This window comes from Nocardia sp. NPDC060249 (assembly GCF_042728755.1).
Taxonomy (GTDB): Bacteria; Actinomycetota; Actinomycetes; order Mycobacteriales; family Mycobacteriaceae; genus Nocardia.
The window spans coordinates 1-15,268 of sequence record NZ_JBHXAQ010000004.1; the positions used below are offsets into that span (position 1 = coordinate 1).

Annotated in this window: 12 protein-coding genes and 1 tRNA gene; 5 read left to right on the plus strand and 8 right to left on the minus strand. The window is 67.0% G+C overall.

Annotated features, from left to right (window positions below; translation table 11 throughout):
- Positions 1–323: 323 nt before the first annotated feature.
- Positions 324–3,548 (minus strand): (Fe-S)-binding protein, encoded by a 3,225-nt coding sequence (locus tag ACFWFP_RS16960; RefSeq protein ID WP_379296024.1) that lies wholly within the window; start codon positions 3,546–3,548, stop codon positions 324–326.
- Positions 3,549–4,005: 457 nt separating this feature from the next.
- On the opposite strand from ACFWFP_RS16960, the gene ACFWFP_RS16965 reads away from it, so the two are divergent.
- Complete coding sequence (locus ACFWFP_RS16965; RefSeq protein ID WP_378996925.1) at positions 4,006–4,731, plus strand: hypothetical protein; 726 nt, start codon at positions 4,006–4,008, stop codon at positions 4,729–4,731.
- Between the two features lie 65 nt (positions 4,732–4,796).
- Here ACFWFP_RS16965 and ACFWFP_RS16970 read toward each other — a convergent pair whose 3' ends face one another.
- Positions 4,797–5,327 carry a YdcF family protein gene (locus tag ACFWFP_RS16970; protein WP_379296026.1) on the minus strand — a complete coding sequence of 177 codons (531 nt, stop codon included), beginning with the start codon at positions 5,325–5,327 and terminating at the stop codon, positions 4,797–4,799.
- Positions 5,328–5,574: 247 nt separating this feature from the next.
- Between ACFWFP_RS16970 and ACFWFP_RS16975 the strand changes: the two genes are divergently transcribed.
- Positions 5,575–6,897 (plus strand): UDP-glucose dehydrogenase family protein, encoded by a 1,323-nt coding sequence (locus ACFWFP_RS16975; RefSeq protein WP_379296028.1) that lies wholly within the window; start codon positions 5,575–5,577, stop codon positions 6,895–6,897.
- Between the two features lie 90 nt (positions 6,898–6,987).
- Complete coding sequence (locus ACFWFP_RS16980) at positions 6,988–8,346, plus strand: Hsp70 family protein (RefSeq protein ID WP_379296030.1); 1,359 nt, start codon at positions 6,988–6,990, stop codon at positions 8,344–8,346.
- A 62-nt stretch (positions 8,347–8,408) separates the two neighbouring features.
- On the opposite strand, the gene ACFWFP_RS16985 is transcribed toward ACFWFP_RS16980, so the two are convergent.
- The 3 genes from ACFWFP_RS16985 to ACFWFP_RS16995 all read right to left on the minus strand — a co-directional run bounded on the left by ACFWFP_RS16985 (position 8,409) and on the right by ACFWFP_RS16995 (position 12,686).
- Positions 8,409–9,683, minus strand: a complete 1,275-nt coding sequence (locus ACFWFP_RS16985) for a YibE/F family protein (protein ID WP_379296032.1) — start codon at positions 9,681–9,683, stop codon at positions 8,409–8,411.
- A gap of 430 nt (positions 9,684–10,113) precedes the next feature.
- A complete protein-coding gene (locus ACFWFP_RS16990; RefSeq protein ID WP_378635225.1) occupies positions 10,114–11,358 on the minus strand; it encodes a pyridoxal phosphate-dependent aminotransferase in 1,245 nt (414 codons plus the stop codon).
- A gap of 68 nt (positions 11,359–11,426) precedes the next feature.
- Positions 11,427–12,686 carry a DNA-binding transcriptional regulator gene (locus ACFWFP_RS16995; RefSeq protein WP_082844197.1) on the minus strand — a complete coding sequence of 420 codons (1,260 nt, stop codon included), beginning with the start codon at positions 12,684–12,686 and terminating at the stop codon, positions 11,427–11,429.
- A gap of 202 nt (positions 12,687–12,888) precedes the next feature.
- On the opposite strand from ACFWFP_RS16995, the gene ACFWFP_RS17000 reads away from it, so the two are divergent.
- Positions 12,889–13,398: a hypothetical protein gene (locus tag ACFWFP_RS17000; RefSeq protein ID WP_379296034.1), complete on the plus strand. Its 510-nt coding sequence runs from the start codon at positions 12,889–12,891 to the stop codon at positions 13,396–13,398.
- Here ACFWFP_RS17000 and dcd read toward each other — a convergent pair.
- Positions 13,317–13,916, minus strand: a complete 600-nt coding sequence (dcd, locus tag ACFWFP_RS17005) for a dCTP deaminase (RefSeq protein WP_067455312.1) — start codon at positions 13,914–13,916, stop codon at positions 13,317–13,319. The genes ACFWFP_RS17000 and dcd overlap by 82 nt on opposite strands.
- Before the next feature lie 143 nt (positions 13,917–14,059).
- Between dcd and ACFWFP_RS17010 the strand changes: the two genes are divergently transcribed.
- A tRNA-Gly gene (locus tag ACFWFP_RS17010) sits at positions 14,060–14,130 on the plus strand.
- Between the two features lie 114 nt (positions 14,131–14,244).
- On the opposite strand, the gene ACFWFP_RS17015 is transcribed toward ACFWFP_RS17010, so the two are convergent.
- Positions 14,245–14,742, minus strand: a complete 498-nt coding sequence (locus ACFWFP_RS17015) for a flavin reductase family protein (protein WP_266294373.1) — start codon at positions 14,740–14,742, stop codon at positions 14,245–14,247.
- On the minus strand, positions 14,735–15,262 hold the full coding sequence (locus tag ACFWFP_RS17020) for an NADPH-dependent FMN reductase (RefSeq protein WP_379296036.1): 528 nt from the start codon (positions 15,260–15,262) through the stop codon (positions 14,735–14,737). The genes ACFWFP_RS17015 and ACFWFP_RS17020 overlap by 8 nt, the downstream gene beginning before the upstream one ends.
- Positions 15,263–15,268 lie beyond the last annotated feature (6 nt).

Here is a 15,268-nt window from a genome sequence, read left to right on the forward strand (position 1 = left end):
CCCCGCACCCGCGACCCCTAGGGAGCGGCGGCCACGAAGTGGCCGGTCCGCGGCCGGGCCGCCGGTCAGGCGCCGGGGCGTAGGCGACGAAGGAGCAAGCCCCGGTGCCTGACCGGCGGCCCCTCAGGGCCGCGGACACGCGCGCGCCAGCGCGCCAATAAACACAGCGTCAAACCGTCCTGGGACTACCGAACAACTGTCCACAGAACCGCCCACACCAGCCCGCCCCCCGCCCATGGCGAGCACACCCAATACCTACGCAGAAACGAATGAGGCGCGGATTCCGGGGAATCCGCGCCTCATTAGTTATTCGTGTTCAGTTGTCAGCTCTTACGCCCCGGTGACTTCGCACCGGACTTGAACCCGAGACCGCCCGGCTTGGCAGTCGGCGGCGCCACCGAGGTGCCGTTGCCGTTGCCATTGGTGGGCTCGGCCTGAGTGGCCGATTCCGCCGCAGCAGTCTCCGTTTCGACCGCAGCCGGTGACTCGGCCGGAGCAGCAGGAGCCTCGGCCGGAGCGGCAACCTCAGCCGGAGCAGCAGCAGGAGCCGCAGCACCGGGCGCCTTCGGCCCCGGACGCTTCAACCCGGACTTCATAGCCAGCCCCTTAGCGGGAACCGACGGCTTCGATTCAGCCGGAGCCGAAACAGCAGGGGCGGCAGGAGCTTCAGCGGGAGCCGCCTCCGCTACCGACGCTTCAGCCGCAGGAGCAGCCGGAGCGGCTGAGGCCGCCGCAGGAGCAGCTGCCTTGGCACCAGGAGCCTTAGCCTTGCCCTTCATGCCAAGCCCCTTGACCGGCGCGGCAGGCGCCGGAGCGGGAGCGGCTTCGGCAGGAGCAGCTTCGGCGGCAGGAGCGGACGCGGCAGGAGCAGCCTTCGCACCCGGAGCCTTCACCCCACCCTTCATGCCGAGCCCGCCAGGAGCCTTGGCAGCACCCTTCATACCCAGCCCCTTGACCGGAGCCGCCGGAGCCGCGGTCTCAGCAGCCGGCGCCGCTTCGGCCGCAGGAGCCTTGGCACCAGGGGCCTTCGCGCCGCCCTTCATACCGAGCCCGCCACCGGGAGCCTTCGCTCCACCCTTCATACCCAGACCCTTGGCCGGAGCAGCTGCGGCCGGAGCGGCGGGCGCTTCAGCGGATGCCTTCGCACCCGGCGCCTTGGCCGCGCCCTTCATGCCGAGTCCAACACCGGGTGCCTTGGCAGCACCCTTCATGCCCAGGCCGCCACCAGCGGGAGCAGCCTTCGGCGCGGCGGTGGTCGCGGTCGCGACCTCGGCCACCGGCTCCGGTTCCACCTCGGGTTCCGGTTCGGCCTTCGGTTCCTGGACGACAACCAGGTTCGCCGACAACTGCGCCGCGTCGACACGAGTGATCGAGTCCAGCATCAACTGCGAGACATCGACAACCTCGACGCCCTCGCCCTGACCCTGTTCCTGACGCGCGGTCACACCATCGTTGAGCATCACCCGGCAGAACGGGCAACCCGTCGCGATCTTGGTCGGATTCGTCGACAACGCCTCATCGACACGATCGACGTTGATGCGCTTACCGAGCTGCTCCTCCATCCACATCCGAGCACCACCGGCACCACAGCACATCGAACGTTCGGCGTGCCGGGGCATCTCGACCAACGTCGAGCCCGAAGCTTCCATCAGCTCACGCGGGGCGTTGTAGATCTTGTTGTGCCGACCCAGGTAGCACGGGTCGTGGTAGGTGATCTGCTGCGAGACCTGGGCGACCGGGACCAGCTGCTTCTGACGCACGAGCCGGTTCAGCAACTGGGTGTGGTGCACGACCTCGTAGGTCCCACCGACCTGCGGGTACTCGTTGTTGAGCGTGTTGAAGCAGTGGGCACAGGTGACGACGATCTTCTTCTTCGACTGCTCGACACCCTCGAACACCGAGTTGATGACCTCGATGTTCTGCAACGCCAACTGCTGGAACAAGAACTCGTTACCGGCACGACGAGCGGAGTCACCGGTGCAGGTCTCCTCCGCGCCGAGCACCATGAACTTGGTACCGGCGGTCGCGAGGAGCTCGGCGACGGCCTTGGTGGTCTTCTTGGCCCGGTCCTCGTAGGCGCCGGCGCAACCGACCCAGAACAGGTACTCGTAGCCGTCGAAGCTGTCGGCGTCCTTCCCGAAGACCGGGATGTCGAAATCGACTTCCTTGATCCAGTTGAGGCGGTCCTTGGAGTTCTGCCCCCACGGGTTGCCCTTGTTCTCCAGGTTCTTGAACAGACCCGCGAGCTCGGAGGGGAACTCCGACTCGATCAACACTTGGTAGCGGCGCATATCGATGATGTGGTCGACGTGCTCGATATCGACCGGGCACTGCTCGACGCAGGCACCACAGGTCGTGCACGACCACAACACCTCGGGATCGATGATGCCGTGGACATCCTCGCCACCGACCAGCGGACGGTCCGCCTCGGCGCGGGCGGCCTCGGGGATCTTGGCCAGCGCGGCCTCGTCGGGCTTGCCGTCGGCGTCGACCAGGCCGACCTCGTCGCCACCGGCGTCCTTGCGGCCACCGGCCAGCAGGTACGGGGCGGCGGCGTAACCGTGGTCGCGCAGCGACATGATCAGCAGCTTCGGCGAGAGCGGCTTACCGGTGTTCCAGGCGGGGCACTGCGACTGGCAGCGACCACACTCGGTGCAGGTGGTGAAGTCGAGCCAGCCCTTCCAGGAGAAGTCCTCCATGCGGCCCGCGCCCAGGGTGTCGACCTCGGGGTCGACGTTCTCCATGTCGAGAACCTTGCCGTTGGAGATCATCGGCGAGGCCGCGCCGAGGGCGACGGTGCCGTCGGCCTCGCGCTTGAAGTAGATGTTGAAGAAGGCCGAGAAGCGGTGCCAGGCGACGCCCCAGGTGATGTTGCGGCCGACCAGGTACAGGAAGGCCATGCCCGACATCAGCTTGACGAACGCGAAGATCGACACCATGGTCGGGCTGGCGGGCAGCAGCTTGGCGATCTGCATGGTGAAGAAGTCGGTCGAGGCGTGCCCGTGCCCGTAGGTGGCGATCTTGCCCGCCTTGACGAAGATCATGCCGAGGCCCTCCATCAAGACGATCGTCTCGATGACATAGGCGGGCGCCATCTTGGAGCCGCTGAACCGCGACAGGCGCGCGGGGATCCGCGGGTGGTTCAGCTGGCGGATGATGATCAGCGCGCCGATGCCGACCACGGTGCCGATGCCGAGGATCTCGTCGACCAGGTGGTAGATCGCCCAGTTGCCGATGATCGGCCAGTGGAACGAGCCGTCGAAGGTCTGGCCGTAGGCCTCGAACCACAGGATCGCGCCGAGGATGAAGCCGGTCATGACCAGCCAGTGCGCCCAGCCGACCGTGCGGAACTTGTTCATCCGCGTATGGGCCGCGACCTCGACGAACATGTTCTTGAACCGCGGGAAGAACGGTCGCCAACGATCGGGAGCTGACTGGCCGATGGTGATGGCCTTGCCGATGTTCCATGCGCCGCCGATAAACGACGCCCAACAGAACAGGCTGAGCACAGCTCCAATCGTGCCCAACGTGATAGTCAGGGCATTCATGTCGCGACCTTTCTTTCGAGGCAACACGAGGGTCTGAGCGAGGAGACCTCACCCGGTTGCTCGTATCGTAACTGCCACTAAGTTACCGGCCAGTAACTACCGCTGTCCACCGTAGGATCGGCATTTGCCGTCTGACCTTGTTTACTGGGACTTGACCTGTGGTTTGCCTGTGAGCAATATCACAAAAAAGTTTGCCACGGGGTTTCCGTAACGACTGTTGAACACCGTAAACCGTGCGTGATCTGCGGTGAAGCTAAGGTCAGGCTTACTAAGCCCCTCGAAATTCCTTCTGGCCTCATGGGTTTCGGTCCATTAAGCTCCAGCTGTTCTGCATGCTGTGCCGGTCTTCACACTGCTCGGGGAGAAGTAGGGGACATCTCATAGAGATGCCTCGCTTGACGAGTCTCGCGTGTCGCTGGATCGCACTCCGCACCACACCTGATGGATTGGAACCTGAATGAACTTCCGTAGGACCACTGCGGCTGCCGCACTGGTTATCGGGGCGATGACCGTGGCCATGGGCACCGCCCATGCCGAAGAGGCGCCGCAGGACATCAAATACTCGGTCAAGCTGGTCGACAAGACTGTCGTAGCCACCGTGAAGAACGGCACCTTCTCGATTGTCGAGCAGGACGGCGAGACCCCCGAAGCGCCCAAGACCAAGGTCGCCGAGATCAAGGACACCAGCGGCGCGGTCGTGATCGCCCTGCCGATCGCCTTCTCGATCGGCGGCGCGGAGATCCCGACCAAGACCGAGGTCGTCAAGGACTCCACTGTTCTGGAGCTCACTCCCGAGAAGCCGGCCGGCGTGGCCATCGGCCAGCAGGTGGTCAGCCCGAAGCCGGTCCTCAAGGACATCGCGTCGGCGCAGGAGAACCAGAAGGCGATCAACGACTTCTCCAGCAAGTTCAGCATCGGCACCGCGATCGGCACGTTCGTCGGCACCGCTGTCGGCGCGCTGATCGGTTGCGTCGTCACCATCCCCGTCGGTTGCATCCCCGGTCTGACCGTCGGTGCCGCTGTCGGCGGAATCGTGGGCATGATCGCCATCGGCGGCCCGACCATGGCCGTCACCGGCTGGGAGCTGCTGCAGGTGCTGCAGGCTCCGGACGGCACCACCGTGTGGGCCGACAAGCCGAAGGCAGTTGCGGCTCCGGCTCCCGAGCTCGCTCCGGCCAACTGACGGGGCTCACCCCACAGTTTTCCCGTGTAAGGCCCCGCTCCTTTTCGGAGCGGGGCCTTACGCGTTCAGCAGTCGGCGAACCAAGCCTTCACGAACCCCGCCGACTGATACGCGTAGTCCCAAGCCCAGCGGGCGGGCGAGAGATGCGGTTGCGGGTCCACGAACAACAGCTCGCCCTCCCAGCATTCACCGAGGATGTAGCGGGCCCGGGAGATGTGCGGGGTGAAGGTGACCACGATGACGCGGTCCCAGTCGGCCCCCAGGCGCGCCAGTTCCCGGCCTTCGCCGAGGGTCGTGCGCGGACTCGGGTCGAAGCAGATGACCTCGAAGCTGTAGCCCCCGTGGCAGATTCGATTCACCATCGGGCTGCGTTCGTAGGGATCGGAGATCAGCACGCGGGGCGCGTACCCCTGCGCGGCCAACCGCAGCCCGAGTTCTTCGCGCCCGTCGTGTGCCCCACCGAGGACGAGAATCGCGTCGGCGACCTGCGGATCGTCGGTCTGCGGCCGCACGTACACCGGCCACAACGCGACCACCGCGATCAACACCGCGACCAGTGATCCACCCGTGGCGAACAGGACCCGACGCACAGTCAATGCTCCATCCGCGAGGGCGTACTCCTGCGATTCCGCACGATTATGCCAATCCCCGCGAACCCGAGCGGCTCGCCACGAGTGCAGGCCGACGATCCGAACCGTGCACCGAGCAGCTATCGCGTTTCCGCAGGTGAGAGCCTCTCACGTCGTTGACCCTCACGCGCGTTTCCCCCTGTACACCAGATGTTGCGCCCCCTCTTGCCTCACTGACGCGGCGTAGCCACGCGCGCCACTTACCAACAGAACTATGCGATGCACAGTCTTCGGAACGGGGTACCTCGGAGCCACGCATGCAGCGTGTATGGCCGAGTTGGGACACGATGTGGTCGGGGTGGACGTCGATCCCGGCAAGGTGGCCAAGTTGGCCGATGGTGTGGTGCCGTTCTACGAGCCGGGACTAGAGGAAGTGCTGCAACGCAACCTCGCCGCCGGCCGCCTGCGGTTCACCACGGATTACTCCGAAGCAGCGACCCATGCCGACGTTCACTTCCTCGGTGTCGGGACACCGCAGAAGAAGGGCGAGTACGGGGCCGATCTGAAATATGTGCACGCCGTGGTGGACACGCTCGCCCCGATGCTGGAACGCCCGGCGATGATCGTCGGCAAGTCAACTGTCCCGGTGGGAACCGCCGCGGCCCTCGGCATTCGGGCTCGCGCGCAAGCGAAGGTCGACGTCGAGGTCGCCTGGAATCCGGAGTTCCTGCGCGAGGGTTTCGCGGTGCAGGACACCCTGCGCCCCGACCGCCTGGTCCTCGGACTCGATCACGGCCGCGAACGCTCGGCCTGGGTGGAGGAGCACATCCGCGAGATCTACGCCGACCTCATCGCCGCCGAGATTCCCTTCCTGCTCACCGATCTGGCCACCGCCGAATTGGTGAAGGTCTCGGCGAACGCCTTTCTGGCGACGAAGATCTCCTTCATCAACGCCGTCTCGGAGGTGTGTGAGGCCACCGGCGCCGACGTCACCATGCTGGCCGACGCGCTCGGTTACGACGCCCGCATCGGCCGCCGGTTCCTCAATGCCGGACTCGGTTTCGGTGGCGGCTGCTTACCGAAGGACATCCGCGCCTTCATGGCGCGCTCGGGTGAGCTCGGCGCCGATCACGCCGTGGCGTTCCTGCGCGAGGTCGACAACATCAACATGCGCCGGCGCACGAAGGTCGTCGACATGGCCGCCCGCGCCTGCGGGGGTTCGCTGCTCGGCGCGAATGTGGCGGTGCTCGGCGCGGCCTTCAAGCCCGAATCCGACGATGTGCGCGATTCGCCCGCCTTGAATGTGGCGGGGATGATCCAGCTGCACGGCGCCGTCGTCACCGTGTACGACCCCAAGGCAGTGGAGAATTCTCGCCGCGTGTTCCCCACGTTGAACTACGCCACCTCGGTCTCGGAGGCCTGTGATCGCGCCGATGTGGTGCTGGTCCTTACCGAGTGGAACGAATTCACCGCTTTGACGCCGGCCGACCTCGACCCGGTGGTACGGTCCCGTTCGATCATCGACGGTCGCAACTGCTTGGACAGCACAACCTGGCGTGCGGCCGGGTGGGTATACGCCGGACTCGGCACCCCGTAGAGTAACGAGCCAAGCGGGGGCTGGGCGGATTTCGGTCCGCGTTATCGCAGTCCCTCGCATGTCGTGCAGCACGGACGAGATGGGCAGCGGATGAGTTCGGTTCTGGGAATATCGGTGGGGGCCGGGACGGTGCGCCTCGCTCGTCCGCAGCACGGTGGCCCGCACGGTTCCGTTCCGCCGTATTCGTTCGAGGTGCAATCGATCTCGATGCCGGAACAGCAGGCCGAGGAGTCCGCCGCCGACACGATCGCCGCCACGCTGGCCGCGTCCCCCGAGATCGCCGCCACCACCATCACCTTCCGCAGTGAGCCGCAGGCCAGGGCGGTCCGCGCCGCGATGGCCCGGCGCCAGCTCACGAACTACCAGCTCGTTCCCGAAGCCGTTGCCGCCGTGCACTTCGCCCACGCCACCAGCGATATGCGCGAAGTGTCCACCCTGGCCGTCTACGACCTGGGCAGTTCCGGTCTCACTGTGAGCGTGATCAACGCCCGCACCAGCGATGTGTACCAGTGCGAGCGGATCAGCGATATCAGCGGCGACTACCTGGATTCGCTGATCAGGGAACAGCAGATCGCCTCGGGCCGGATCGCGCATCCGGCCGACCCGGCGGGGCTGGCCGCCCTCGACGGTCTGTGCCGGGCCGCCAAGGAGCAGCTGTCCAACAGCAACGCGGTGGCCCTGCCCAGCGAGCAGGGCCTGGTGCTGCTCACGCAGGAGAATTTCGAAGCGCTGATGATGCTGGCGATCGAGTCGTCGGCCCGGATGACCCGCGACGTCATCATCCGCGCGCAACATCCGGTACAGGCGGTGCTGGTTCTCGGTGGCGGCGCCCGGATTCCGCTGATCGCCCGCGTGCTCGAGCGCACGATCGGCGTGCCGGTGATCGTGCCCGCCGAGCCGGAGACCGCGCTGGCCCGCGGTGCCGCGCTGCTGGCCCGCCCCGCCCAGGTCCAGCAGGCGCCCGCCGCCCCGGCACCGATCCCGATGGGCGAGCACGACGACGCCACCCCCGCCTGGCTCACCGCACCGACCCGCGGTCGCCGCCCGCTCAGCGCACTCACCAACCGCGCGCATTCCCGCCGGGAGCTGAACGTGGCAGTACTGACGGTGAGTTCGCTGGTGGTGGTCGCCGCGATCGGCCTCGGCCTCGGCTACGGCCCCGAAGTGCTCGAGCGCGGTTCGTCGAGCGACGGCTCGCAAGCCGTCCCCGCCACCACCGCACCGCGTCCCAGCGCCGTCGGCCCGACCACGGCCTCGGTCGCGACCACCGAGGCCCAGCACGAAACCGTCGCCGCGCCCCCGGTCAATCCGCGTCAGGCCGAGCAGACCACCGACGCGCCGCCGTCCCAGGGCCCCAACACCTTCACCGTGGTCCCCGGACTGCCCCCGGTGGTGCTGCCGACCCTGCCCCCGGTGGTTCTGCCCGGCTTCCCGCCTGCCGGTCAGTAACCGTTCCTGCCCCGCTGGTGCCGGTCCGGGTTCCGCGAGCCGGGACCGGCGTCCGAACAGGTTCAGTTCCGCGCGTGCCTGGCCCGCGCGGGCGCCACCGCGGCCGTCTTCGCACCGAAGGGCCGGGCCAGCATCACCGCGATCGCGGTCGTCAACGGCACCGACAACGCCAGCGCGATACCGCCCACCGCCGATCGCGTGATCTCGATGGCCACCGCGTCTCCGGTCAGCACGTCGGTGATCGAGCGCCCCGCCACGCTGAACAGCAGCAGCAGCGGTAGCGCTCCACCGGCGTAGGCGAGCACGAGCGTGTAGACCGTACTGGCGATGTGGTCGCGCCCGACCCGCATGGCCGCGGTGAAGATCTCCCGCCGCGACGCGCCTTCATCGAGCGCGGCGAGTTCGAAGGCCGCCGAGGCCTGCGTGATGGTCACGTCGTTGAGCACACCGAGCGAGCCGATGATGAACCCCGCCAGCAGCAACCCGGTGATGCTCACGTGCTGAATGTAGGTCGCCACGTTGGTGTTCTGTTCCTCGGACAGCCCGGTGAGATGGGTGACCTCGATCGCCAGCCAGGACAGCACCGCCGCCACCACCATCGACGCGAGCGTGCCGAGCAAGGCCGAACTGGTCCGCAGATTCACCCCGTGGGCGAGGTAGAGCACCACGTAGAGAATCAGCGCGCCCGACACCAGCGCGACCGGAATCGCCGACTTCCCGTCGAGCAGCGCGGGCAACAGGAACATCACCACCACGCCGAACGCGAAACACAACCCGACCAGCGCCCGGAAGCCCCGCCACCGCGCGACCACGCAGATCACCACCACGAAGGCGAGCACGATCAAGGTCAACGGCAGCCCGCGCGAGTAGTCCTCGAACGCGTACATGGTGACCCCGGACGGATCCGAGGCGCGCACCACCCGGATGTCGTCGCCCGCCCGCAGATCGGGCTGGCCCGGCCCGGGCGCGATCTCGAACAGCGTCCTCTTGCCCTCGTCGGGTCCCGACCTGATGTCGATGATGCTGCGCTGACAGGTGTAGGAGGCGGTCCGCGGCGGCTCCGGCTTGTCCGCGAACACCTTGCCGTTCGACGGGCTCCCGCAGGGGCCGATGTCCTGCATGACCACGGTTCCGGCCTCGGTCTGCACCGCCTCGCCGGACATGGTCTGCATCGGCAGCGGAATCTCGACGTGCTGCGCGCTCGGCCACAGAATCACCGTCGCGACCAACACCACCACCCCGATGATCCCCAGCAACCCGACGACAACCTTCGCCGCGGTGTCACTGATGGCGATCGGCCCGGAATGGTCGTGATGGTGATGATGATGCTCGCTCACGACCAGAGCTTAAAGGACCTCGTTTTCAATAACACGCCCGCAACACCAGATCTCGTCACAACATCGGCAACTCCCCCGGCCGTACGAAAAAGCCTCCCCGGGTCCAGGTCTGACCTGGACCCGGGGAGGCGGGTTTGTGGGCGGCGGAGAGCAGGGGGGTGTCTCCGCCGCCGGAGGCAGGCGCCCAGGGGGGTAGGCGCGCATACCTGAGGCTCTCGGTTGTCCAGGGGGGGTAGACAACCGGGCCAGGGCGCCGAAGCGCCGAGGTCTACTGTACACAAAAGATGGACTTTTGCACTAGTAGATCTTCAAAACATCCAACATTCCGAACTCACAGTCGGTTTTTTCCTGGCATACCAGGATGACCATCCTGCCCGGAGCCCAGAAACTCACTGGTCAAAGCCGTGACAGGTGAGCATCGCCTGTAACTCTACTGCCGGTAGCTGGACAGGAAATTACCGAACCGCTCGATCGCCACGGCCAGATCCCGCGCCCACGGCAGCGTCACGATTCGCAGATGGTCGTTCGCAGGCCAGTTGAAGCCGGTCCCCTGCACCATCAAGATCTTCTCCTGCAACAGCAGATCCAGCACGAGCTTCCCGTCGTCGTGGATCTCGTGCACATTCGGATCCAACCGCGGGAACGCGTACAGCGCGCCACGCGGCTTCACACACGACACACCCGGGATCATGTTGAGCCGCTCCCACGCCACATCGCGCTGCTCGAGCAGCCGCCCACCGGGCAGAATCAGATCGTCGATGCTCTGATGCCCACCGAGCGCCACCTGAATGGCGTGCTGGGCGGGGACGTTCGGGCACAGCCGCGAGGACGCGAGCAGATCGATGCCCTCCAGGAAACCGGCCGCGTGTTCCTTGGGCCCGGTGATGGCGAGCCAGCCCGAGCGGTAACCGGCCACCCGGTACGCCTTCGACAGACCGTTGAACGTCAGGCACAGCAGATCGGGCGCGAGCGACGCCAGCGAGATGTGCTTGGCGTCGTCGTAGAGGATCTTGTCGTAGATCTCGTCGGCCAGCAGCAGCAACCGGTGCTTGCGCGCCAGGTCGACGATCTGCTGCAACACCTCCGCCGAGTACACCGCACCCGTCGGATTGTTCGGGTTGATCACCAGCAGGGCCTTGGTCTTGTCGGTGATCTTCGATTCGATATCGGCGATATCGGGCTGCCAGCCGTTCTCCTCGTCGCACAGGTAGTGCACCGGAGTACCGCCGGCCAGGCTGGTCATGGCCGTCCACAGCGGGTAATCGGGGGCCGGGATCAGCACCTCGTCGCCGTTGTCGAGCAGGGCCTGCATGGTGACGGTGATCAGCTCGGACACCCCGTTGCCGAGGTAGACGTCGTCCACATCGAGCTCAGGGAAGCCAGGGACCAGCTCGTACCGGGTGACGATGGCGCGCCGCGCCGACAGGATCCCCTTGGACTCGGAATACCCCTGGGCATACGGCAGCGCGGCGATGATGTCGCGCATGATCACATCGGGCGCCTCGAACCCGAAGGGGGCGGGATTGCCGATGTTGAGCTTGAGAATGCGGTGGCCCTCGGCCTCCAGACGTGCTGCCTGTGCGTGAACCGGCCCACGGATCTCGTAGACCACGTTCTGCAGTTTCGTCGACTGCTCGAGAACGCGCGGGGGCACATGCGGCGATTGAGGACTCACGCGTCCATGGTGCCATCCGAGGCAAACCGATTTCGTCGCACGGTTGCTGTGTGCCTGGTGACAGGCTTTTACGGCCGCGGGTGGCTCGCCAACGCGGCGGTAGCCACACAGAACTCTTCGATTCGCTCATCGAGGCCGCGCGCTTCCACCGCGTCGCGGTAGGTGGGCGCGGCGATGCGGCGGCGCAGGCCGACAAGCCGTTCGCTCAGCTGGGCGATGCGTTTGTCCTCGGGCAGGTCGAGGACCGGGCGCAAGGCGTCGGCGGCGCCGTCGATGCTGCCGTTGATCAGATGCGCGGCCGCGTTGTCGACGCGGGCCAGCGATTCGGCGCCGTAGGAACGTTGCAGCGGCGGTCCGCTCGAGTAGAGGGTGATCGCGCGTTCGGTGGCGGCCAGTGCCTGTTCGGCGCGACCGAGCTGGATGCAGGTGGCGCCCGCGTAGTAGGCGGCCTTGGGCGGGCCGAAACCGAACACCCCGCCGATCTCGTCGTGCAGTTCGTCGCGGCGATCACCGGCCGCCACCTCGGCCGCGCGCAGGCACCGGTCGGTCTCGGCGTCGCTGCCCAAGCGCGCCCACACCCGTGCCTCGATATTGAGCAGCCGCACCCGCCCCAGTCCCGGACCGGCGAATTCCTGCCCGCTGCGCGCTAATTGGACGGCGTTGCGCGGCCGGTCGGACCAGTTCTCGATCAGCGCGTGCATGCCGCGGGTCCACGCGCGCAACCCGTTGTGCCCGCTCAGTTCCGCGTAAGCCCAAGCGGCCCTGATCTGTTCGCCCGCGGCGTCGAGGTAGCCGAGATCGGTACTCGCGTTGGCCAGCAGCCCCGACAGCGTCCCCGCCAGCAGATATAGGTGGCTGGTGTCGACGGGCTTCTGCTGCCCGTCGAGTAGTCGATACACCCGCCTGCGCACCCGCAGCATCTCCACCATCATCGGTGCCGGTGCGGCGTGGACGTATTCGTTGGCGATGCGCCGCACGTCGGCGTCGAGCTGGGCCAGCGTCGTGGCCCCCACGTTGGTGCCCTCCGCGGCGGCCGCGTGTTCGCTGGCCTCGTGCGCAGCCGCCATGATCAACTCCCTCTCCGACAACACCTCGGGCACAGCACCTTTGACAGTTCCCGCATCGACGAACGCGAGCAGGTCGGCATCACCCGCGGGCGCCAGCAGGGTCGAGAATCGTGCGCGCACAACATCATCGGATCGGGCCAGTGACGTATCCAGTGCGGCCTGATTCACCGGACGCGGGCGAACCCGCACCCCGCCCGCCTCCCACTTCGACACCAGCCGTTCGTGCACACCGAGATGAGCCGCGAACTCCCGGATGCTCATTCGTTTGGCATCGCGAAGAGCTCTGGCCTCTCTCCCTGTCCACTCCCCGACCACGGCGTCACCTCATCCGACGGACAACTCCCTCCAGAGTACGAGTGTGACAGTGAGACACGCCACAAGTTCGTGGAATCGGTTGCCAGAGGCAGTGAAAGGGCGGTGCGGGGCAGTGGTCACGCGCACGTGCGTGCGCGATTCTGGAAGCGTGGAAGCCAGAACTGTCGACGACTGGGTGCGGTGTTACCAGCGTGAATTCCGGCTGCCCGTCCGCGAGCGCGGCGGCTTTGTGATGCTGCCGATCACCGACCGGCTGTGCGTGGTGCATCTACCGACCACGCGCGCCGAGAAGGTGCTCATGGCGCTGCGCGAGCAACGCTGTGAGGGTCCGGTGCTGGCGCGCCAGATCCGCTGGAGCGTACTCGCCGTACCCGACGCCAGGCCCTCCGAGGAAGAGGCCGCCGAGCTCGCGGGGCTCGATATCGATATCCCCGGCACCGGCAGCGCCGTGATGCTGCCGACCAACCTGGGCCGCTGGAGCCGCGAGGGCTGTCACTGGGTGCGGCCGCCGTCGGGCGGCGGCGACACCCTGCCCGCGCTGTCGCTGGTGCTGAGTATCGCCGTGACGGCGGGCCCTCAGCGGGTCTCGACCGCGCTCAAGGAGTCGGGCGAGAGGGGAAAGTTGAGGTACGACCGCGACGGCGTCGGCCCCCGCTGACCCTGATATTTCGACCCGGCCTTGGCGCTGCCGTACGGGTGCTCGGCCGGGCTGGACAGCCGGATCAGGCACAGCTGCCCGATCTTCATCCCCGGCCACAGCGTGATCGGCAGATTCGCCACATTCGACAGCTCCAGGGTGATGTGCCCGCTGAACCCCGGATCGATGAACCCCGCCGTCGAATGCGTGAGCAGCCCCAACCGCCCCAGACTCGACTTGCCCTCCAGCCGCCCCGCCAGATCGTCGGGCAGCGAGCACACCTCGAGCGTGGACCCGAGCACGAACTCCCCCGGGTGCAGCACGAACGGCTCCCCCGGCTTCGGCTCGACCAGGCTGGTCAGCTCGTCCTGCTGCTGCGCCGGATCGATATGGGTGTAGCGACTGTTGTCGAACACCCGGAACAGCCCGTCGAGGCGCACGTCGATGCTCGACGGCTGAACCATCGACTCGAGCATCGGTTCGACACCGAGACGCCCCGCGGCGATCTCGGCCCTGATGTCACGATCGGAGAGCAGCACCGGCCCAGTGTAGGCAGCTACGGCCCAGGTAGAACCCCCACCCCTGACGAGCGACCGCATCCACCCACAGACCGTTCCCCGACAACCGGCGCATCACCACGCGAGAGTTCTGATAGAGTCGCGAACGCGCCCAACGGCGCACTGCCGATGTAGTTCAATGGTAGAACTTCTGCTTCCCAAGCAGATGGCGCGGGTTCGATTCCCGTCATCGGCTCAACAACAAAACCCCCCAGGTCATCCTGGGGGGTTTCGTCGTTTCTGCCGGTCTGTCCGAGGTGGTCCCGAGCGCTGGCCAGGCTCGATCCCGCGCCGTTGTCTCGGTGAGGGGTCAGCCCGCGTGCAGGGTTCGGAACTTGCTGCCGTGGAACACCAGGGGGTCGATGTCCTCGCGGGCGGCGACCCGGTTCACGCGCAGGATCACCACAAGGTGGTCGCCCGCGCTGACCTGCGTTTCCGGGACTCCTTCGATCCAGGCCGTCGCCCCGTCGATGAACACCGCTTCGCCGGTTCCGCGGTGGAGGGCGGTTTCGCGGAAGCGGTCGCCGTTGCGGGCGCCGAGTGCCTTGGCCGCGGCCTGCTGGTCGGTGCCGAGCAGGCTGAGCCCGAGGTGACCGGCGCCGGCCAGCTTGGGCCAGGTCGACGACGAGTTCTGCACGCAGAACGAGACGAGCGGCGGATCGAGGGACACGGGCACGAAGGTGCTCACCGCCAAGCCGTGTGGCACGCCGTCGATCTCGGCGCACACGGCCACCACCCCGCTGGGGAAGTTGGCGAAGGCGCGGCGTAAGCCGTTGCCGTCGGCGGGAAAGTCCAAGAGCTCATGCATGATTCGTCGCCTCCACCGGCTTGCTCGCCGGGTCTGTCAGTGCCGCGACGACGGGACCCCATCGCCGCGCGTATTCCTCGATGACGCCGTCCTCGCCGAAAGTCCGGTCGGACAGATACAGCCCCGGCAGCGCGGCGGTGCCGCCGATCTCCACCAGGACGGGTTTGAGCAGCAGGTCGGGCGCGAGCGCGTGGGCCGGGCCCGCGCCGAGCATCACCGGCACGGTCACCACACCGGCCAGCCCGGTGCCGCCGTCGAACTGTTCGAGGAACAGTTTCAGCAACCCGGTGTAGGTGGCCTTGAAGGTGGGGCTGGCGAACACGACGAGCTCGGACGACGCGACGGTGCGCGCGGCCGCCGCCACCGCCGGGTCACCCCAGCCGAGCAGGCCGGGCCCGAGGGTGACCAGGTCGATCACGGCGGGCTCGGTGTCGGGGCGCAGCGCCCGCGCGACCTGCACGGCCGCGGCGAGGGTGCGCGAAGCGGGTTTCGGGTTTCCGACGACGACCGTCACTGTCATGGGCTG

Excerpts from the sequence above, each read along its gene's own strand:
- ACFWFP_RS16965 (WP_378996925.1), top strand. The coding sequence starts at position 4,006 with ATGAACTTCCGTAGGACCACTGCGGCTGCCGCACTGGTTATCGGGGCG.
- ACFWFP_RS17020 (WP_379296036.1), bottom strand. The coding sequence starts at position 15,262 with ATGACAGTGACGGTCGTCGTCGGAAACCCGAAACCCGCTTCGCGCACC.
- ACFWFP_RS16960 (WP_379296024.1), bottom strand. The coding sequence starts at position 3,548 with ATGAATGCCCTGACTATCACGTTGGGCACGATTGGAGCTGTGCTCAGC.
- ACFWFP_RS16995 (WP_082844197.1), bottom strand. The coding sequence starts at position 12,686 with ATGAGCATCCGGGAGTTCGCGGCTCATCTCGGTGTGCACGAACGGCTG.
- ACFWFP_RS16975 (WP_379296028.1), top strand. The coding sequence starts at position 5,575 with ATGCGATGCACAGTCTTCGGAACGGGGTACCTCGGAGCCACGCATGCA.
- ACFWFP_RS17015 (WP_266294373.1), bottom strand. The coding sequence starts at position 14,742 with ATGCATGAGCTCTTGGACTTTCCCGCCGACGGCAACGGCTTACGCCGC.
- ACFWFP_RS16980 (WP_379296030.1), top strand. The coding sequence starts at position 6,988 with ATGAGTTCGGTTCTGGGAATATCGGTGGGGGCCGGGACGGTGCGCCTC.